General features: G+C 73.7%; 17 protein-coding genes. 3 read left to right on the top strand and 14 right to left on the bottom strand.

The features are described from left to right. Positions 1-56: 56 nt before the first annotated feature. Together ABZ621_RS34380 and ABZ621_RS34385 are read right to left on the bottom strand one after the other, a co-directional pair. Positions 57-1145, bottom strand: a complete 1089-nt coding sequence (locus ABZ621_RS34380; protein WP_360610616.1) for a prephenate dehydrogenase — start codon at positions 1143-1145, stop codon at positions 57-59. Between the two features lie 152 nt (positions 1146-1297). After that, on the bottom strand, positions 1298-1741 hold the full coding sequence (locus ABZ621_RS34385) for a YidB family protein (RefSeq protein ID WP_360610617.1): 444 nt from the start codon (positions 1739-1741) through the stop codon (positions 1298-1300). A gap of 112 nt (positions 1742-1853) precedes the next feature. On the opposite strand from ABZ621_RS34385, the gene ABZ621_RS34390 reads away from it, so the two are divergent. Genes ABZ621_RS34390 through ABZ621_RS34400 form a run of 3 tightly spaced genes read left to right on the top strand, consistent with a single transcriptional unit; the run spans position 1854 to position 3429 of the window. Then, complete coding sequence (locus tag ABZ621_RS34390; RefSeq protein WP_360610618.1) at positions 1854-2189, top strand: DUF952 domain-containing protein; 336 nt, start codon at positions 1854-1856, stop codon at positions 2187-2189. A gap of 54 nt (positions 2190-2243) precedes the next feature. Continuing rightward, on the top strand, positions 2244-2714 hold the full coding sequence (locus ABZ621_RS34395) for a Rieske (2Fe-2S) protein (RefSeq protein ID WP_360610620.1): 471 nt from the start codon (positions 2244-2246) through the stop codon (positions 2712-2714). Between the two features lie 25 nt (positions 2715-2739). After that, entirely contained in the window at positions 2740-3429 is a 690-nt protein-coding gene (locus tag ABZ621_RS34400; protein WP_360610673.1) for a nucleotidyltransferase domain-containing protein, read from the top strand. Here the strand turns inward: ABZ621_RS34400 and ABZ621_RS34405 are convergent. From ABZ621_RS34405 to ABZ621_RS34460, 12 genes are all read right to left on the bottom strand, one after another. Then, positions 3409-4179 carry a nucleotidyltransferase domain-containing protein gene (locus ABZ621_RS34405; protein ID WP_360610621.1) on the bottom strand — a complete coding sequence of 257 codons (771 nt, stop codon included), beginning with the start codon at positions 4177-4179 and terminating at the stop codon, positions 3409-3411. The two genes, ABZ621_RS34400 and ABZ621_RS34405, sit on opposite strands and share 21 nt — an antisense overlap. Positions 4180-4204: 25 nt before the next feature. Then, positions 4205-5224, bottom strand: a complete 1020-nt coding sequence (locus ABZ621_RS34410; protein WP_360610622.1) for an ADP-ribosylglycohydrolase family protein — start codon at positions 5222-5224, stop codon at positions 4205-4207. Beyond that, positions 5221-5958 (bottom strand): NUDIX domain-containing protein, encoded by a 738-nt coding sequence (locus ABZ621_RS34415; protein ID WP_360610624.1) that lies wholly within the window; start codon positions 5956-5958, stop codon positions 5221-5223. The genes ABZ621_RS34410 and ABZ621_RS34415 overlap by 4 nt, the downstream gene beginning before the upstream one ends. Further along, positions 5955-7034 carry an AAA family ATPase gene (locus ABZ621_RS34420; protein ID WP_360610625.1) on the bottom strand — a complete coding sequence of 360 codons (1080 nt, stop codon included), beginning with the start codon at positions 7032-7034 and terminating at the stop codon, positions 5955-5957. Before ABZ621_RS34420 ends, ABZ621_RS34415 begins: the two co-directional genes overlap by 4 nt. Then, positions 7031-7684, bottom strand: a complete 654-nt coding sequence (pnuC, locus tag ABZ621_RS34425; protein WP_360610627.1) for a nicotinamide riboside transporter PnuC — start codon at positions 7682-7684, stop codon at positions 7031-7033. Before pnuC ends, ABZ621_RS34420 begins: the two co-directional genes overlap by 4 nt. Before the next feature lie 125 nt (positions 7685-7809). Next, positions 7810-8931 (bottom strand): pseudouridine synthase, encoded by a 1122-nt coding sequence (locus ABZ621_RS34430; protein ID WP_360610629.1) that lies wholly within the window; start codon positions 8929-8931, stop codon positions 7810-7812. Further along, complete coding sequence (gene scpB, locus ABZ621_RS34435) at positions 8931-9551, bottom strand: SMC-Scp complex subunit ScpB (protein WP_360610631.1); 621 nt, start codon at positions 9549-9551, stop codon at positions 8931-8933. Before scpB ends, ABZ621_RS34430 begins: the two co-directional genes overlap by 1 nt. After that, positions 9548-10516, bottom strand: a complete 969-nt coding sequence (locus ABZ621_RS34440; RefSeq protein ID WP_360610632.1) for a ScpA family protein — start codon at positions 10514-10516, stop codon at positions 9548-9550. The genes scpB and ABZ621_RS34440 overlap by 4 nt, the downstream gene beginning before the upstream one ends. Positions 10517-10564: 48 nt before the next feature. Continuing rightward, entirely contained in the window at positions 10565-11068 is a 504-nt protein-coding gene (locus ABZ621_RS34445) for a hypothetical protein (protein WP_360610634.1), read from the bottom strand. After that, positions 11065-12108 (bottom strand): ParA family protein, encoded by a 1044-nt coding sequence (locus ABZ621_RS34450; RefSeq protein ID WP_240981853.1) that lies wholly within the window; start codon positions 12106-12108, stop codon positions 11065-11067. The genes ABZ621_RS34445 and ABZ621_RS34450 overlap by 4 nt, the downstream gene beginning before the upstream one ends. Before the next feature lie 454 nt (positions 12109-12562). Then, the gene (ald, locus tag ABZ621_RS34455) at positions 12563-13678 is read right to left on the bottom strand and encodes an alanine dehydrogenase (RefSeq protein ID WP_360610636.1); all 1116 of its coding nucleotides are present in this window, start codon (positions 13676-13678) and stop codon (positions 12563-12565) included. Between the two features lie 146 nt (positions 13679-13824). After that, entirely contained in the window at positions 13825-15810 is a 1986-nt protein-coding gene (locus ABZ621_RS34460; RefSeq protein WP_360610638.1) for an NB-ARC domain-containing protein, read from the bottom strand. Positions 15811-16213 lie beyond the last annotated feature (403 nt).

Consider the following 16213-nt stretch of genomic DNA (forward strand, 5'->3'; position numbering starts at 1 on the left):
CCCGTCCCCGCGGGCCCCCGCCCGCCGCCCGCGCGGGCCCGCGTCCCGCGGAGGAGTCAGGGCGTGCGGAGGGACCAGCCCTGGGACTGCAGGGAGTGGGAGAGGGCCGGGGCGGCCTTGGGGTCGACCATGAGCTGGACCAGGCCCGCCTGCTGGCCCGTCGCGTGCTCGATGCGGACGTCCTCGATGTTGACCCCCGCCCGCCCGGCGTCCGCGAAGATCCGGGCCAGCTCCCCGGGCCGGTCGCTGATGAGCACCGCGACGGTCTCGTAGGCGGTGGGCGCCGCGCCGTGCTTGCCGGGCACCCGCGCGCGCCCCGCGTTCCCGCGCCGCAGCACGTCCTCGACGCCCGCCGCCCCGCCCCGCCGCTCCTCCTCGTCCGAGGACTGGAGGGACCTCAGCGCCCGCACCGTCTCGTCGAGGTCCGCCGCGACCCCGGCGAGGACGTCCGCGACCGGTCCGGGGTTGGCGGAGAGGATCTCCAGCCACATGCGCGGATCCGACGCGGCGATCCTCGTGACGTCCCGTATCCCCTGCCCGCAGAGCCGTACGGCCGACTCCTCCGCCTCCTCCAGGCGCGCCGCGACCATCGAGGAGACGAGCTGCGGGGTGTGGGAGACGAGGGCGACCGCCCGGTCGTGGGCGTCGGCGTCCATGACGACGGGCACGGCCCGGCAGAGCGCGACGAGCTCCAGCGCGAGGTTGAGCACCTCGGTGTCGGTGTCCCGGGTCGGCGTGAGGACCCAGGGCCGGCCCTCGAAGAGGTCGGCGGTGCCCGCCAGCGGGCCGGAACGCTCCTTGCCGGACATCGGGTGGCTGCCGATGTACGCGCCGAGGTCGAGGCCCGTCGCCTCCAGGTCGCGGCGCGGCCCGCCCTTGACGCTGGCCACGTCGAGGTAGCCGCGGGCCGCCCCGGCGCGCATGGCGTCGGCGAGCGTGGCGGCGACGTGCGCCGGCGGCACGGCGACGATCGCGAGGTCCACCCGGCCCTCGGGCTCCGCGTCGGTGCCCGCGCCGAGCGCCGCCGCGGTCCGGGCGCTCGCCGGGTCGTGGTCGCGCAGGTGGACCGTGACACCCCGGCCGGCGAGGGCGAGTGCGGCGGAGGTGCCGATCAGTCCGGTTCCGATGACGAGCGCTGTTCTCACGGGGGGATGTCCTTGGGGGCGCGGCAGGGCGGTGGCGGTAAGGGGCCAGCCTAGTCAGCCCGGGGACGGCACGCGCGCGTGCGCCCGCCCTGCGAGACGCGCGGGGCGGGCGCCGCGTACGGCCTGACGGCGACGGCCGAGGACCGACGCCGTCAGAGCTTCTGCGCCCGGATGATGTCCTCCAGCGACCCGCCCTGCGGCAGCGATCCGCCCGGCGTCAGCTTGTCGACGGCCTGCGGCAGCGACTGCGCGATCTCGTCGGCGGCCTGCTGCGGGGTCACCCCGGCGTCCTGGGCGACCTTCTGGAGGGTCTCGTCGGGGAGCGCCCGGGCGATCTGGGCGCCGTCGACGGGCTGGTTCTCGCCGGTGCCGATCCAGGACTGGGCCTGGTCGGCGAGGCCGGACTTGGTGAGCATGTCGAGCAGCCCGCCGAGCGGGTTCTGGCCGTTGCCCCCGCCGCCCGCGGCCCCGCTCCCCTGGCCGCCGCCCGCGAGCGCGCCGAGCAGGGAGCCGAGGATGCCGCCGGCCCCGCCGCCCTGCCCGCCGCCTCCGCCGAGCAGGGAGCCGAGGAGACTGCCGAGATCGTTGCCCGCCATGGTGGTTCCGCCTTTCGTCCGGTACACAGCCCCCGATCGCCTCAATCTCACGCATACCAGATGATTCCGCCACCCGGTGCGGGCGCCGGTGCGGAGCGGGTAGAAAGGGCGGATGCTGCTCCATGTCGTACCGCTGGACGAGTGGTCCGCGGACCCCGCCCTCCCCTACGCCCCGCCGTCGCTCGCCGCCGAGGGCTTCGTGCACTGCTCGCCGGACGAGCAGGCGGCGCTCGCGATCGCCGACGCCCACTACCGGGACGTGCCGGGCCCGCTCCTGGTGCTGGTGATCGACCCGGCGCTGCTGTCCGGGGAGGTCCGCTGGGAGGGTTCGGAGGACCGGCTCTTCCCGCATGTGTACGGGCCGGTGGAGCGGGCGGCGGTGACGGCCGTCCTGGAGGTGCTGCGGGACGCGGACGGCCGTGCGAGGGAGTTGGTGCCCTGGGTGTAGTCCGGGCCCGGCGTGTTGCGGGGGCGGCGGCGCGGCCGGCGCGAAGCTGGCCGTATGACCTCACGGACGACACGGACGACCCCGACGGCACCGACGGCACCCCGCCGGACGGTCCTGCTCGCGGCGGCCGCCCTGACGACGGCGGCCGCGGCGACGACCACCGGCTGCGGCTCGGACGACGGCGGAGGCGGCGACGGCGGTACGGAGTCGAGCGCGCCGACCCCGGCGGAGCCGAGCGGCACCCCGCTGACGAGCACCTCGGAGATCCCGGTGGGCGGCGGCACCGTCTTCAAGGACCGCAAGGTGGTCGTGACGCAGCCCACGAAGGGCGAGTTCAAGGCGTTCTCGGCGATCTGCACCCACCAGGGCTGCACGGTGGACAAGGTCGCGAACGGCACGATCGACTGCCCCTGCCACGGCTCGAAGTTCAGCATCACCGACGGCGCCGTGAAGGCCGGCCCGGCGCCGCGGCCGCTGCCCGCCGAGGAGATCACCGTCTCGGGGGAGACGATCACCCTCGCGTAGCCTGGCCGCCATGACCGCCGTGGACATGACCCCCGAGGCGCTGGTGCGCGAGCACACCGTCTACGCCTGTGTGATGGGCTCGCGCGCCTTCGGACTGGCGACCGAGGACAGCGACACCGACACCCGGGGCGTCTACCTCGCCCCGACGCCGCTCTTCTGGCGCTTCGACAAGCCCCCGGCGCACGTGGAGGGCCCGGCCCCCGAGCAGTTCAGCTGGGAGCTGGAACGCTTCTGCGAGCTGGCCCTCCGCAACAACCCCAACGTCCTGGAGTGCCTCCACTCCCCCCTGGTCGTCCACACCACCGAGTGGGGCCGCGAACTCCTCGACCTGCGCGGCGCCTTCCTCTCCCGCCGGGCCCACGCCACCTTCGTCCGGTACGCGGGCGGCCAGCGCCGCAAGCTGGAGGCGGACGTCCGCCAGTACGGCCACCCGCGCTGGAAGCACGCCATGCACCTGCTGCGGCTGCTCGGCAGCTGCCGGGACCTGCTGCGCACGGGCGAGCTGCGGATCGACGTGGGCGCGGACCGGGAGCGGCTGCTCGCCGTCAAGCGCGGCGAGGTCCCGTGGCCGGAGGTCGAGTCCTGGATGAACCGCCTCCAGGACGAGTCCGACACCGCCCTCGGCACCAGCCCCCTGCCGCCCGCCCCCGACCACGCGCGCGTGCAGGACCTCCTGATCCGCGCCCGCCGCGCCTCAGCCCTTCAGGTGCTCTAGCCGGGCCCGGACGACGAGGTCGTGGAGGGCGTCCCCGGCGCGGACGCCGTCCGCGAGGGCCGACTCCGCCCGGGCCGCGTCGAGCACCTCCTGCAGCGCCTCCACCTCGGCCCGTACGTCCTCTGCCGCCACCCCGGCGGCGCCGTGCTCGGCGGCCGTCTTCGCCGCGACCAGGTCCGGGACCCTCGCCGGGGCCTCCGGCACCTCCCCCACGAGCGTGGGCAGATGGGCCTGGACCTCGCCGGAGCGCATGAGGTGGATGCCGGTGAGCAGCGCCCGGTAGGTGTAGAGCAACGGCTTGAGCTCGCCGCTCCGCTCGAAGAGCCGCCACTGGGTGGCCGCGAAGCCCCGGTAGTGGTGGGCGTGGTGGGTGGTGAGCACCCCCGGCACCAGGGCTGCGAGCTCGGCGTGGACGGGGGTCGTGTGCACGACCAGCGGAGAGGTGAGCTGCTCCAGGACGTAGCCGTTGCGGCGCAGCATCAGCCGGGCGAACTTCCGCAGGTCGTGCGTGACGAGGTCCATCTCGACGCCGTCCCGCGTCCACATCCGGTCCCGGGTCTCCTCCGGCTCCCGGAGCCCGACCAGTGCCTCGGGGGGCAGCAGGTGCACGCCCCGCAGGTCCACGTCGGAGTCGCGGGACGGGAACCCGTACAGGTGGGCGCCGGAGACCGTGGCGAAGAGGAGGGGGTCCGGTTCCTCGGCGACGACGGCGGTCAGATCGGCCTTGTGGGCCTCGATGGTGAGCGTCATGGGACCGAAGCCTTCCAGAAGCCGCTCACGCGTCCCAGAGGGCCCCGAGTCCGAGCAGCTCGTCGCGGTGCTCGATCCGGGCGGTCCACTCCGCCGGCCAGGCGTCCGCGCCCAGGTGGGCACCGGCGAAGGCGCCCGCGAGGGCCGCGATGGAGTCGGAGTCGCCGCGGGTGCAGGCGGCCCGGCGCAGGGCGGTGAGCGGGTCGCCGGGGAAGAGCAGGAAGCAGAGCAGCCCAGTGGCGAGCGCCTCCTCCGCGATCCAGCCGTCGCCCGTGTACGTACAGGGGTCGAGCTCCGGGTCGGCGGTGCGCTGCACGGAGTCGAGCCGTTCGAGGACGGCCAGGCACTCGTCCCACCCGCGCCGGACGAAATGCAGGGCGCTCGGGTCCTGGGAGCGGGTCCAGAGGTCGCCGAGCCAGCGCTCGTGGTACGTGTCGCGGTTCTCGTACGCGTACGAGCGCAGCTGACCGACGAGCCCGGCCGGGTCCACCCCCTGGGCGAGCAGCCACACGGCCCGCGCGGTGAGGTCGGAGGCGGCGAGCCCGGTGGGGTGCCCATGGGTGAGCGCGGCCTGGAGCTGGGCGGCGCCCGCACGCTGTTCCTCGCTCAGTCCGGGGACGAGGCCGAGGGGCGCGACGCGCATGTTGGCGCCGCAGCCCTTGGAGCCGATCTGACTGGCGTCCTGCCAGGGACGGTCGCCGTCGAGGAGCATGCAGGCCCGCAGACAGGTGTTGCCGGGGGCGCGGTTGTTCTCGGGCGAGTGGTACCAGTCGACGAACTCGTCGCGGACGGGCCGGGCGAGCCGGAGCGGGGCGAGCGGCCCCCGGTCCATGGCAGTCCGGATGCCCCGGGCCAGGGCGAGGGTCATCTGGGTGTCGTCGGTGATGTACGCGGTCCCCCGCGTCACCGGCAGCTCCATCGTCCGCCACGGCCCGCACTTGGCGAGGATCGCGGGCACGTCGTTGAACTCGGTCGGGAAGCCGAGGGCGTCCCCCAGCGCCAGTCCCATCAGCGTCCCCGTGGCGGCCTGCTTCTGCTTGGTCATGCGGATCGTCCTTCCGGTCGGAGCAGCGGCGGGTGGAGGGCGGTGGCCTCGCCCGCCCGGTAGAGCGCGGCCGGTTTCCCCCGTCCGCCGGTGCGGCGCGGCGGTCCTTCCACCGGCTCGACGAAGCCGGGGGTGGTGAGGACCTTGCGCCGGAAGTTGGGGCGGTCGAGCGGGACGCCCCAGACCGTCTCGTACACCTCGCGCAGCTCGCCGAGGGTGAACTCGGGCGGGCAGAAGGCGGTGGCGAGGCAGGTGTACTCCAGCTTGGCGCCGACGCGCTCGCGGGCGTCGGCGAGGATCACGTCGTGGTCGAAGGCGAGCGCCGGGACCTCGTCGTAGGGCAGCCAGCGGGCCTCCGCCGCGTCCCCGCCGCCGCGCGGTTCGGGGAGGTCGGGGACGAGGGCGGTGTAGGCGACCGACACGACCCGCATCCTGGGGTCGCGGTCGGGTTCGGTGTAGGTGCGCAGCTGTTCGAGGTGGAGCCCGGCGACGGTGGCCCCGGGCAGTCCGGTCTCCTCGGCGAGTTCGCGGCGGGCGGCGGTGCCGGCGGACTCGCGGGGCAGCACGAAGCCGCCGGGGAGCGCCCAGGCGCCGGCGTACGGCTCCTGGCCGCGCTGGACGAGCAGGACGTGCAGCCGGCCGGCGCGGACGGTGAGGACGGCGAGGTCGACGGTGACGGCGAAGGGCTCGAAGGCCCGGGGGTCGTACCCCTCGGGACGCGGCGGGGTGTTCATCGGCGCTCCGGGAGGGGGTCGGCGAGGTGCCAGCCCTCGGCGAGCAGCGCGTCGACGGCGGCGACGGCGGTGGCGAGGCGCTCCTCGTGGGGGCCGGTGAGGACGACGGTGCGGCGGCCGCTGTGGGCGAGCTGGGTGAGGAAGCGGGCGGTCATCCACGGCCGGAGGTGTTCCCCGTCGCGCAGCCCGTCGTCCTCGAAGTCGACGCCCCGGTGGTCGGTGAGCAGCCACAGGTGCTGCCGGCCGCGGGCGGCGATCTCGCCGGTGGCCTCGCTGGTGGTGCCGAGGTACCGCTCGTGCCAGATGGTGGTGGCGAAGGCGTCGGTGTCGCAGAAGAGGACGGGCGAGCCGTCGCGGGCGGCCTCCTCCTCCAGCTCGGCCTGGCGCTGGGCGATGACGGGGAAGTCGGCGGTGTGGAAGGCGACGTCCGGCCAGGCGGCGGCCGGGTCGCTTTCGCGGAGTTCGGCGAGCTTGAGTTCGCTGTACGCGCGGCCGTACTCGGGGACGTACCGGGTGCGCGCCCAGATCCCGCCGCGCCGCCGGTAGTGGTCGGCGAGGGCGAGGGCCATGGTGGTGGTGCCGGTGGACTCGGCGCCGAGGACGACGATCCGGCGGGTGAGCGCGGCTCGTACGGGCGGCTCCAGGAAGTCCCAGGCGGCGGTGGGGTCGGCGCGGACGGCGGTGCCGGAGACGGGGAAGCGGAGCCGTTCGGGGTCGACGGCGACGGCGACGGCGCCGAAGCGGCGGCCGAGCTCCTCGCCGTACGGCTCCGAGGTGAAGACGGCGTCGACGGGTTCGGGGACGGCGGCCCGGAAGACCGCCATGTGGGCGTCCCAGACGCCGGGGTCGGTGAGGTCGACGGGGATGTCGTCGACGGCTCCGACGACGAGGGCGTCGGGGTGGACCTCGCGCATCCAGGCGACCCGCTCGGCCAGCGGCAGGGACTCCACGGAGGAGGCGCAGACGAGGACGGTGACGCGCTCGCAGGCGGCGAGGGCGGTGCGGACGAGGTGGTGGTGGCCGGCGTGCGGCGGATAGAACTTGCCGAGGACGAGCCCGTGGCCGTACGCGGTCATGCCACGGCCTCCAGCGGGCGGCGGGCGGCGGCGAGGTCGCGGCTCCAGCCGCGCAGGCCGGCCACGCACAGGGCCATGAAGCCGACGTACAGCAGCGAGGTCAGGTAGAGCCCCTTGTGCGCGTACAGCGGGACGTAGACGACGTCGGCGGCGATCCACAGCCACCAGGACTCCAGGCGCTTGCGGCACTGGCCGTAGGTGGCCATGAGGGAGAGGCCGGTGGTGAGGGCGTCCCAGAAGGGGACGGTGGAGTCGGTGGCCCGGTCGAGGAGAAGGGCGAGGGCGAGGGTCCCCACCGTCCCCGCCGCGAGCAGCCAGGTCCATTCGGTGCGGGTGGTGCGCCGCACCGGAAGGGCCTCGGCGGAGCCTGGTCCACCCCCGTGGGTCCAGGTCCACCAGCCGTACGCGGCGAGGACGATGAAGACGATCTGGAGGCCGGCGTCGGCGTAGAGGCCGGCCTGGGTGAAGAGCAGGACGAAGAAGACGTTGTTGGCGATGCCGATCGGCCAGTTGGCGAGGTGCTGCCGGGCGACGAGCCAGACGCACAGGGCGCCGCTGCCGAAGCCGAGGACCTCGGTCCAGCCGACCGGGGTGTCCAGCAGCGTGAAGAGGGGCTGCTGGAGGGGTTCGAGTACGTCCGCGAGGCTCACGCCCGCCTCCTTAAGAGTCACTGTGACTATAAAAGGCGGCGGGGTCCGCGCACAAGCCCGGAGAACGGCGGGGGCCCCGTATCCGCGACGCGGATACGGGGCCCCTGTGCCGGAGGGCGTGGGCCCTACAGACCGACTTCCTTCATCAGCATGCCGACCTCGGTGTTGGACAGGCGGCGCAGCCAGCCCGACTTCTGGTCGCCCAGGCCGATCGGGCCGAAGGCGGTGCGGACCAGCTTGTCGACCGGGAAGCCCGCCTCGGCGAGCATCCGGCGCACGATGTGCTTGCGGCCCTCGTGGAGCACGACCTCGACCAGGTAGTTCTTGCCGACCTGCTCGACCACGCGGAAGTGGTCGGCGCGGGCGTAGCCGTCCTCCAGCTCGATGCCGTCCTTGAGCCGCTTGCCGACCTCGCGGGGCAGCGGGCCGGTGATGGCGGCCAGGTAGGTCTTCTTCACGCCGTACTTGGGGTGGGTGAGACGGTGGGCCAGCTCGCCGTGGTTGGTGAGCAGGATGATGCCCTCGGTCTCCGTGTCGAGCCGGCCGACGTGGAAGAGCCGGGTCTCGCGGTTGGTGACGTAGTCGCCCAGGCACTGGCGGCCGTCGGGGTCCTCCATGGTGGAGACGACGCCGGCCGGCTTGTTCAGCGCGAAGAACTGGTACGACTGGGTCGCCACCGACAGGCCGTCGACGCGGATCTCGTCGCTGTCCTGCACCCGGAGGCCCTGCTCCAGGACGATCTCGCCGTTGACCTCGACGCGGGCCTGCTCGATCAGCTCCTCGCAGGCGCGGCGCGAGCCGTAGCCGGCGCGGGCCAGGACCTTCTGCAGCCGCTCGCCCTCCTGCTCGGCGCCCGGGAAGGTCTTGGGGGTCTTGACCTGGGGCTTGTTCGCGTACCGCTCGCGGTTGCGCTCCTCGGTCCTGGCGTCGTACTCGCGCGAGCGCGCCGGGGCCGTACGGCCGCCGGGGCCCCGCCGCTGCCCGCCGGCGGGCTGCTTCGGGGACTGCTTGGGGCCGCCCTTGGCGCCGCCGCGGGCCGTGTCGCCACGTCCCTTGCGCGGGGCGTCGGAGGGCATGCTCACGTCGTAGCTGCGCTCCTCGGGGCGGGCCTTCCGGGGGCGGCCGGCGCTCTGGCCGCGCTCGTCGCGGTTGTTGCCCGCGCCCCGGTAGTCGTTGCCGCGGCCGCCGCTCTTGGCACCACGGCTCCCGCCGTTGTTTCCGCTGTTCCTGCCGCTGCTGCTTCGCATCAAACTTCCGTCGTCTCTTCGTCCGCTGGTCCGTCCCCGCCGGGTTCGTCGTCCCGGTCGGGGTCGAACGACGGAACGCCTTCCAGGGAGTCCGGCTCGACCGCGTCCGCCTCGGGGAGGAAGGGCGCGAGCTCCGGAAGCTCGTCCAGGCCGCGCAGGCCCATCCGCTCCAGGAAGTAGTTCGTCGTCCTGTACAGGATCGCACCTGTTTCGGGTTCCGCGCCCGCCTCCTCCACGAGGCCCCGCTGGAGGAGGGTCCGCATCACGCCGTCGCAGTTGACCCCGCGGACGGCCGAGACCCGGGAACGGCTGACCGGCTGGCGGTACGCGACCACCGCCAGTGTCTCCAGGGCGGCCTGGGTCAGCCGGGCCTGCTGGCCGTCCAGGACGAAGGCCTCGACGGCGGCGGCGTGGGCGGGGCGGGTGTAGTAGCGCCAGCCGCCGGCGACCCTGCGCAGTTCGAAGCCGCGCCCGTCGGCGGTGTACTCGTCGGCCAGCTCGTGGAGGGCGTCGGCGACCTCGCGCGGGGTGCGGTCGAGGACCTTGGCGAGGTGGGCCTCGGTGGCGGGCTCGTCGACGACCATCAGGACGGCTTCGAGGGCGGGCTTGAGGTCGCTCATACCGGCTGGTCCTCCTGGTCGAATTCCTCGGTCACCCGGGTCTCGCCGTCGCCGCCCGTCCAGGAGACCGTGAGGCGGCCCAGCGGGTCCTCCTGGTCGAGGGCGACGGCCTTCTCCCGGTACAGCTCCAGGAGGGCGAGGAAGCGGGCGACGACGGTCAGGGTGTCCCCGGCGTCCTCGACCAGCTCCCGGAAGTCCGCGGTGCCGCGCTCGCGCAGCAGGGCGGTGACGATCCCGGCCTGCTCGCGGACGCTGACCAGCGGGGCGTGGATGTGGTCGACGTACACCTGCGGCGCGGCCTTCGGCTGCATCGCCTTCACGGCGAGCCTCGCGAAGCCCTCGGCGCCGACCGAGATGACGACCTCGGGCAGCAGCTCGGCGTGGTGCGGCTCCAGGCCGACGGTCCGGGGGTGGCGCCGGCCCTCCTGCTCCCAGCGCTCGGCGAGGATCTCGGCGATCCGCTTGTAGGCGCGGTACTGGAGGAGCCGGGCGAAGAGCAGGTCGCGGGCCTCCAGGAGGGCGAGGTCGGCCTCGTCCTCGACCTCGGCGGCGGGCAGCAGCCGGGCGGCCTTGAGGTCGAGCAGGGTGGCGGCGACGACCAGGAACTCGGTGGTCTGGTCGAGGTCCCCGTCCGGACCGAGGTTGCGGATGTGGGCCATGAACTCGTCGGTGACCTGCGAGAGCGCGACCTCGGTGACGTCCAGCTTGTGCTTGGTGATCAGCTGGAGCAGCAGGTCGAACGGCCCTTCGAAGTTCGCGAGCCGCACGGTGAACCGCCCGTCCCCGTCCCCGGGCTCCGAGGCCGCTGCGGGCTCCGCCACGGGAGCGGGTACCGGGTCCGGCACGGGCTCCGCCTGCGCCTCCGGCACCGGAGCCGGGGCCTCAGGGGGGTCGTCGAGCCCGCCGCCCCGGCCCAGCGCGCGGCGGCGCGGCGGGCGGGACGTTTCGTCGGCGTGCGGGTGCATCGGGGCGGTTCCAGGGGGTGCGGGGGCGGGGCCGCCCGCAGGGTACCGTCAGCGGCCGCGCAGACGGCGGACGAGGATGCTCGCCTCGCCGCGGGACTCCAGGTCCGCCAGGACCACGGCCACCGCCTCGCGGACGATCCGGCCGCGGTCGACGGCGAGGCCGTGCTCGCCGCGCAGCACGAGGCGCGCGTGCTCCAGGTCCATGAGCTCCTCGGCGGAGACGTAGACCGTGATCTTCTCGTCGTGCCGCTCCCGGCCGCTGGGCCGCCGCGCGGCGGCCCGGCCCCGGCGTCGCGCGGGAGCGCCGGCCTGGGCGGCCGCCTTCACGGGGGCGGGCTGCTGCGCGGGGACCGCCTCGGTCTCCCGGGCGCGCGGCTCGGCCGCCTCCGATTCGGCGGCCGTGTGCTCGGCGGAGCCGGCGGCGCCGCCGTCCGCGCCGGCCGCCGTGTCGCTCTCTCCCGCCGGAGCGGGAACGGTTCGGCGGGGCGACGACGACTGCAGTGCCGTCCCCCCGGTCGTACGGAAGAGTTCGTCGGCTCCGGGCAGACTCACTCGGCGTGACACCGGGCGAGCACCTCCCTGGCGAGCTGGCGGTAGGCGGCGGCGCCCACGGAGTTGGAGGCGTACGTGGTGATGGGCTCGCCGGCGACCGTGGTCTCCGGGAAGCGCACCGTCCGGCCGATCACCGTGTGGTACACGTGGTCGTCGAAGGCCTCGACGACGCGCGCGAGCACCTCGCGGGAGTGCACGGTCCGCGAGTCGTACATGGTGGCGAGGATGCCGTCGAGCTCCAGCTCGGGGTTGAGCCGCTCCTGGACCTTCTCGATGGTCTCGGTCAGCAGGGCGACGCCGCGCAGCGCGAAGAACTCGCACTCCAGCGGCACGATGACCTTGTGAGCGGCCGTCAGGGCGTTCACGGTCAGCAGGCCGAGCGAGGGCTGACAGTCGATCACGATGTAGTCGTAGTCGTTCATCAGCGGCTTGAGGGCGCGCTGGAGCGTGGACTCGCGCGCGACCTCGGAGACCAGCTGCACCTCGGCGGCGGAGAGGTCGATGTTGCTCGGCAGCAGGTCCATGTTCGGGACCGCCGTCTTGAGCAGCACCTCGTCCGCCGACATGCCCCGCTCCATGAGCAGGTTGTAGACGGTGAGGTCGAGCTCCATCGGGTTCACGCCGAGGCCGACCGACAGGGCGCCCTGCGGGTCGAAGTCGACGAGCAGCACCCGTCGTCCGTACTCGGCGAGCGCTGCGCCCAGGTTGATGGTCGACGTGGTCTTGCCGACGCCGCCCTTCTGGTTGCACATCGCGATGATCTTGGCGGGGCCGTGGTCGGTCAGCGGGCCCGGGATCGGGAAGTACGGCAGCGGCCGTCCGGTCGGGCCGATCCGCTCGCGGCGCTGGCGGGCAGCGTCGGGCGCGAGGGTGGCCGCGTACTCCGGGTCGGGCTCGTACTCGGCGTCGGGGTCGTAGAAGTGCCCCTCGGGCAGCTCGTCGTAGGCGGCGAAGTGGGTGGACTCTCGGCCCATCTCGTTGCCGGCCGTGGCGTTCACGTGTAGGCCGTCCATCGTCTTCAGCGTGTGGGGTGTCGTCATGGGCTGGTGCGTCGCGAAGGTCCGCACCGCGACGGAGCCGACCGGGGCACCTGGCGCACCGCTCCCGGGAGTAAATGTCGACTTATTCACAAGTCGTCTTACCTCCTTGGATGTGACCAGGAACATTTATCGATCTGTCAGCGTGGCACCATGCCGACGGTTGGCGACTCTATGGCGTGTCACCGCTCCGCAGCAACACAATCGCCCGGACCCGGCCCGATGTGTCGGCAACCGAACACGGCTCTGTCAAGGGTGCGCGACCACGCATCCACACGTTTCAGGGGTGTGCGAAACGGTTAAAGGGTTACGTTCGAGGCGAGTTGACCGAACGTTTTGGCGTGGCCGGAGACACAGCCGGCCGGACCTTGTCGAACAAGGTCCGGCCGGGTGCGTGACATTGACGGCGGGCGTTGACGGGGCCGCCGCCGGAGCCCTCGCGAGGGCGGCTCCTGGGTCAGCCGACGAGGGTGCTCAGCTCGACGTGCTCGTAGCCGTGCGCCTCGGCGACCTCCTTGTAAACCACCTTGCCGTCATGGGTGTTGAGGCCCAGGGCGAGGGCGGCGTCGCGGCGCAGCGCCTCGACCCAGCCGTTGTTCGCCAGCGACACGATGTAGGGCAGCGTGGCGTTGGTGAGCGCGTAGGTGGAGGTGTTCGGGACCGCGCCGGGCATGTTGGCGACGCAGTAGAAGACCGAGTTGTGGACCTGGAAGGTCGGCTCGGCGTGGGTGGTCGGGTGCGAGTCCTCGAAGCAGCCGCCCTGGTCGATCGCGATGTCGACAAGGACACTTCCGGGCTTCATCTTGGCGACGAGCTCGTTGGTGACCAGCTTCGGGGCCTTGGCGCCCGGGATGAGGACGGCGCCGATGACGAGGTCGGCCTCGACGACGGCCTTCTCCAGCTCGAAGGCGTTGGAGACGACGGTCTGCACCTTGGTGCCGAAGATCTTGTCGGCCTCGCGGAGCTTGTTGATGTCACGGTCGAGCAGGGTCACGTGGAAGCCCATGCCGACGGCGATCTGCACGGCGTTCCAGCCGGAGACGCCGCCGCCGATGACGACGGCCTTGCCGGCGTGGGTGCCGGGGACGCCGCCGGGCAGGACGCCGCGGCCGCCGGCCGAGCGCATCAGGTGGTAGGCGCCGACCTGCGGGGCCAGGCGGCCCGCGACCTCGGACATCGGGGCGAGCAGCGGGAGCGCGCGGTTCGCGGTCTCGACCGTCTCGTAGGCGATGGCGGTGGTGCCGGACTCCAGGAGGGCGTCCGTGCACTCCTTGGAGGCCGCGAGGTGCAGGTAGGTGAAGAGCGTCTGGTCCTTGCGGAGACGGTGGTACTCCTCCGCGATCGGCTCCTTGACCTTGAGGAGCAGGTCGGCGGTGGCCCAGACCTCGTCGGCGGTGGCGAGGATCCCGGCGCCCGCGGCGACGTACTCCTCGTCCGTGATCGAGGAGCCGACGCCGGCGTTCTGCTCGATGAAGACCTGGTGGCCGTTGCGGACGAGCTCGTGGACACCGGCGGGGGTGATGGCCACGCGGAACTCGTTGTTCTTGACCTCGCGGGGGATGCCGACCTTCATCGTCGATCACGGTCCTTGAATCGGGGGGATAACTGGTGCACTGCGATACATACCCGGATGCACTGCGGCACACCGGAGCAGACCACGTTCGAACGCGGCGGAACCAGTCTAATGAAGGAGTTCCCGCTGTCTAGCCTTTCAAAGTACTAATCTTCCGCAGACCCACTGCGGATTTCGTAGGCGCAGCGGTCGGTTTCCAGAAGACGGTCCGCCGCGGCCCGGTGCAGCCGCGCCGCGGCCGGGTCGCCGAGCCGGTCCAGGGTGTCGGCGAGCCGCAGCTGGAGCGCCGCCTGGAGTCGGGTGTCCCGCGCGCGACGGGCCCACTCGACCGCCTCCTCGCAGGTCCGCAGCGACTCCTCGGGGCGTCCGGCGTACTCCTGTACCCGGGCCGCCTCGCTCAACGCCCGCGCGTGGCCCGGGAGATCGCCGAGCCTGCGGTAGCCGGCCGCTGCCGCCCGCCAGTGCCGCAGCGCCTCCCCGTACCTCCCGGCGTAGGTCTGCACGGCTCCGAGGCGGGCGTACAGGCGGGCCTGGTCGGCCCGCTCGTCATGGGCGAGGCGCTGGGCCAGGGCGCGGCCGTACCAGTCGCCGGCCCGCTGCCAGTCGCCGAGCTCCTGATAGCTGCCACCTACGGATTCCATTGCGCGACCGGTGGCGTACGGATCATTTGCCTGCCTTCCGACCTCCCATGCCAACCGATATCGCAGCAGGGCGTCCTTCGTGCGGCCCGTCTTGGCATCGAGGTCGCCGAGGTTGAGCAGGGCGGCGGCCCGCTCGCGGTGGAGTCCGCGCCGCTCGGCGACGTCCAGGACGAGCCGGTGCAGCCCGTAGAGGTCGGGGGCGGCCGCCTCGGCCCCGCGGTGCGCGGTCAGCGCCCGCACCAGGGAGGCGATGAGCCGGCGGGCGAGGGTGTCCAGCTCGCCGTCGGCGACCGCGAGCCGGGCGCAGGCGAGCAGCTCGGTGCGGCGGGAGGCCAGCCAGTCGGCGGCCTCCTCGGGGGTGGGGAAGCGCAGGGCGCGCGGCAGACCGGCGAGCCTGCGGCGGGCCGGGGAGCCCTCGGGTTCGGTGACCGCACGGCAGGACTGGAGGAGCCGTACGGTCCGCTCCAGCATCCGGGCCCGGGCGAGCTGCACCTCGGCGGGCCGGTCGCGCTCCTCCAGCTGGGCGCGAAGGAGGGGGACGAGATGGCCGGGGACCTCGTACCGCCCGTCGGCGGTCTCGGCCACCAGGCCGAGCCGGGCGAAGTCCGCGAGCGTGGTCGCCGCCGCAGAGACCGAGCAGCCGGCCAGGGCGGAGGCGGTGTGGGCGTCGGCCCGGCCGAGCGGGGCGAGCGCCAGGAAACGCAGTATCCGGGCGGCCGGCTGGGGCAGTGCCTGGTGGGCCAGGAGGAAGGTACGGGTGAGGGAGTCGCCGCTCAGGCCGCGCAGCCGCTTGGCGAGGTCGGCGACGGAGGTCTCGGGCCGGCCGGCCAGCCAGCCGCCGGCGAGGACCACCGCGGCGGGCAGTCCGCCGCACTCCTCGACCAGCGCCTCGGCGGCCTGCGGGTCGACGGTGATGCGGACCGAGCCGGTGGCGGAGGTCAGCAGCTCGATGGCCGACTTCGGGTCGAGCCCGCCGAGGGTGCAGGGGCGGACGTCCGGGATGCCGGTGAGCGGCCCCCGCGCCACGGCGACGACGAGGGCGTCGGGGTTGTCCGGGAGCAGCGGGTCGGCCTGCTCGGCGTCGACGGCGTCGTCCAGCAGGAGGATCGCCCGGCGCGTGCCGAGCGCCTCGCGGACCAGCTCGGTCAGCTCGTCCTCGGCGGCGCCGGGCGGCTCGGCGACCCCGAGGTCGCGCAGCAGTTCGCGGGCGGCCCTGGCGGTGGGGACGGGCTCCCCGCCGGGCTCGGTGAGCCGCGCCCGGTAGACCCCGTCGGGGTAGCGCGCGGCGACCGAGGCGATGAGCTCCTCGGCGAGCGAGGTCCGCCCGGAGCCGGGCCGGCCGGCGACGAGGAGGACACGGGCGCGGGGCTCCTTGCGGCCGGTGAGGGTGTCCAGACCGGTCCGCTCGATGTCGGCGCGGAGGGCCTTCAACTCCCGCTGCCGGCCGTAGAACTGCCGGCTGCCGGCCGCTGCCACCGCCTGATCCGTCACGGGCCACACTCCCGTCCACCTGCGCACGAGCCGATCCCCGCGAGGGACTCCGCACGGGCGTGTACGAGCGTAGTTCAGCCCCTGGTGCCGACCCCGCGGAGCGCGGCGGACGCATCCCCCGATCGGATCAGCCGACAGTCACACCGGCCGGCCCCCGTTGTGGGCATGCGTTCCGCCAGGGGCGTGGGGGTCCCCCCTGCTCGAGCGAAGCCGAGAGCTTGGGGGAGGGTGGGCACACGGGACGGCGCCCCCAGCGGGGCCTCCGCGTCCCGCGCCTGGACCCGCACCACGAGTGCGGCGCGGTCCCGGTGCGGGTTCAGGCCCGGAAGCCTCTGGCGCCGGCAAGGGCGCCGTCCCGTTGTGCCCACCCGTTCCGCCCCTGCGGAACGCCTGCCCACAACGG

The organism is Streptomyces sp. NPDC007863, assembly GCF_040633895.1.
GTDB lineage: Bacteria > Actinomycetota > Actinomycetes > Streptomycetales > Streptomycetaceae > Streptomyces.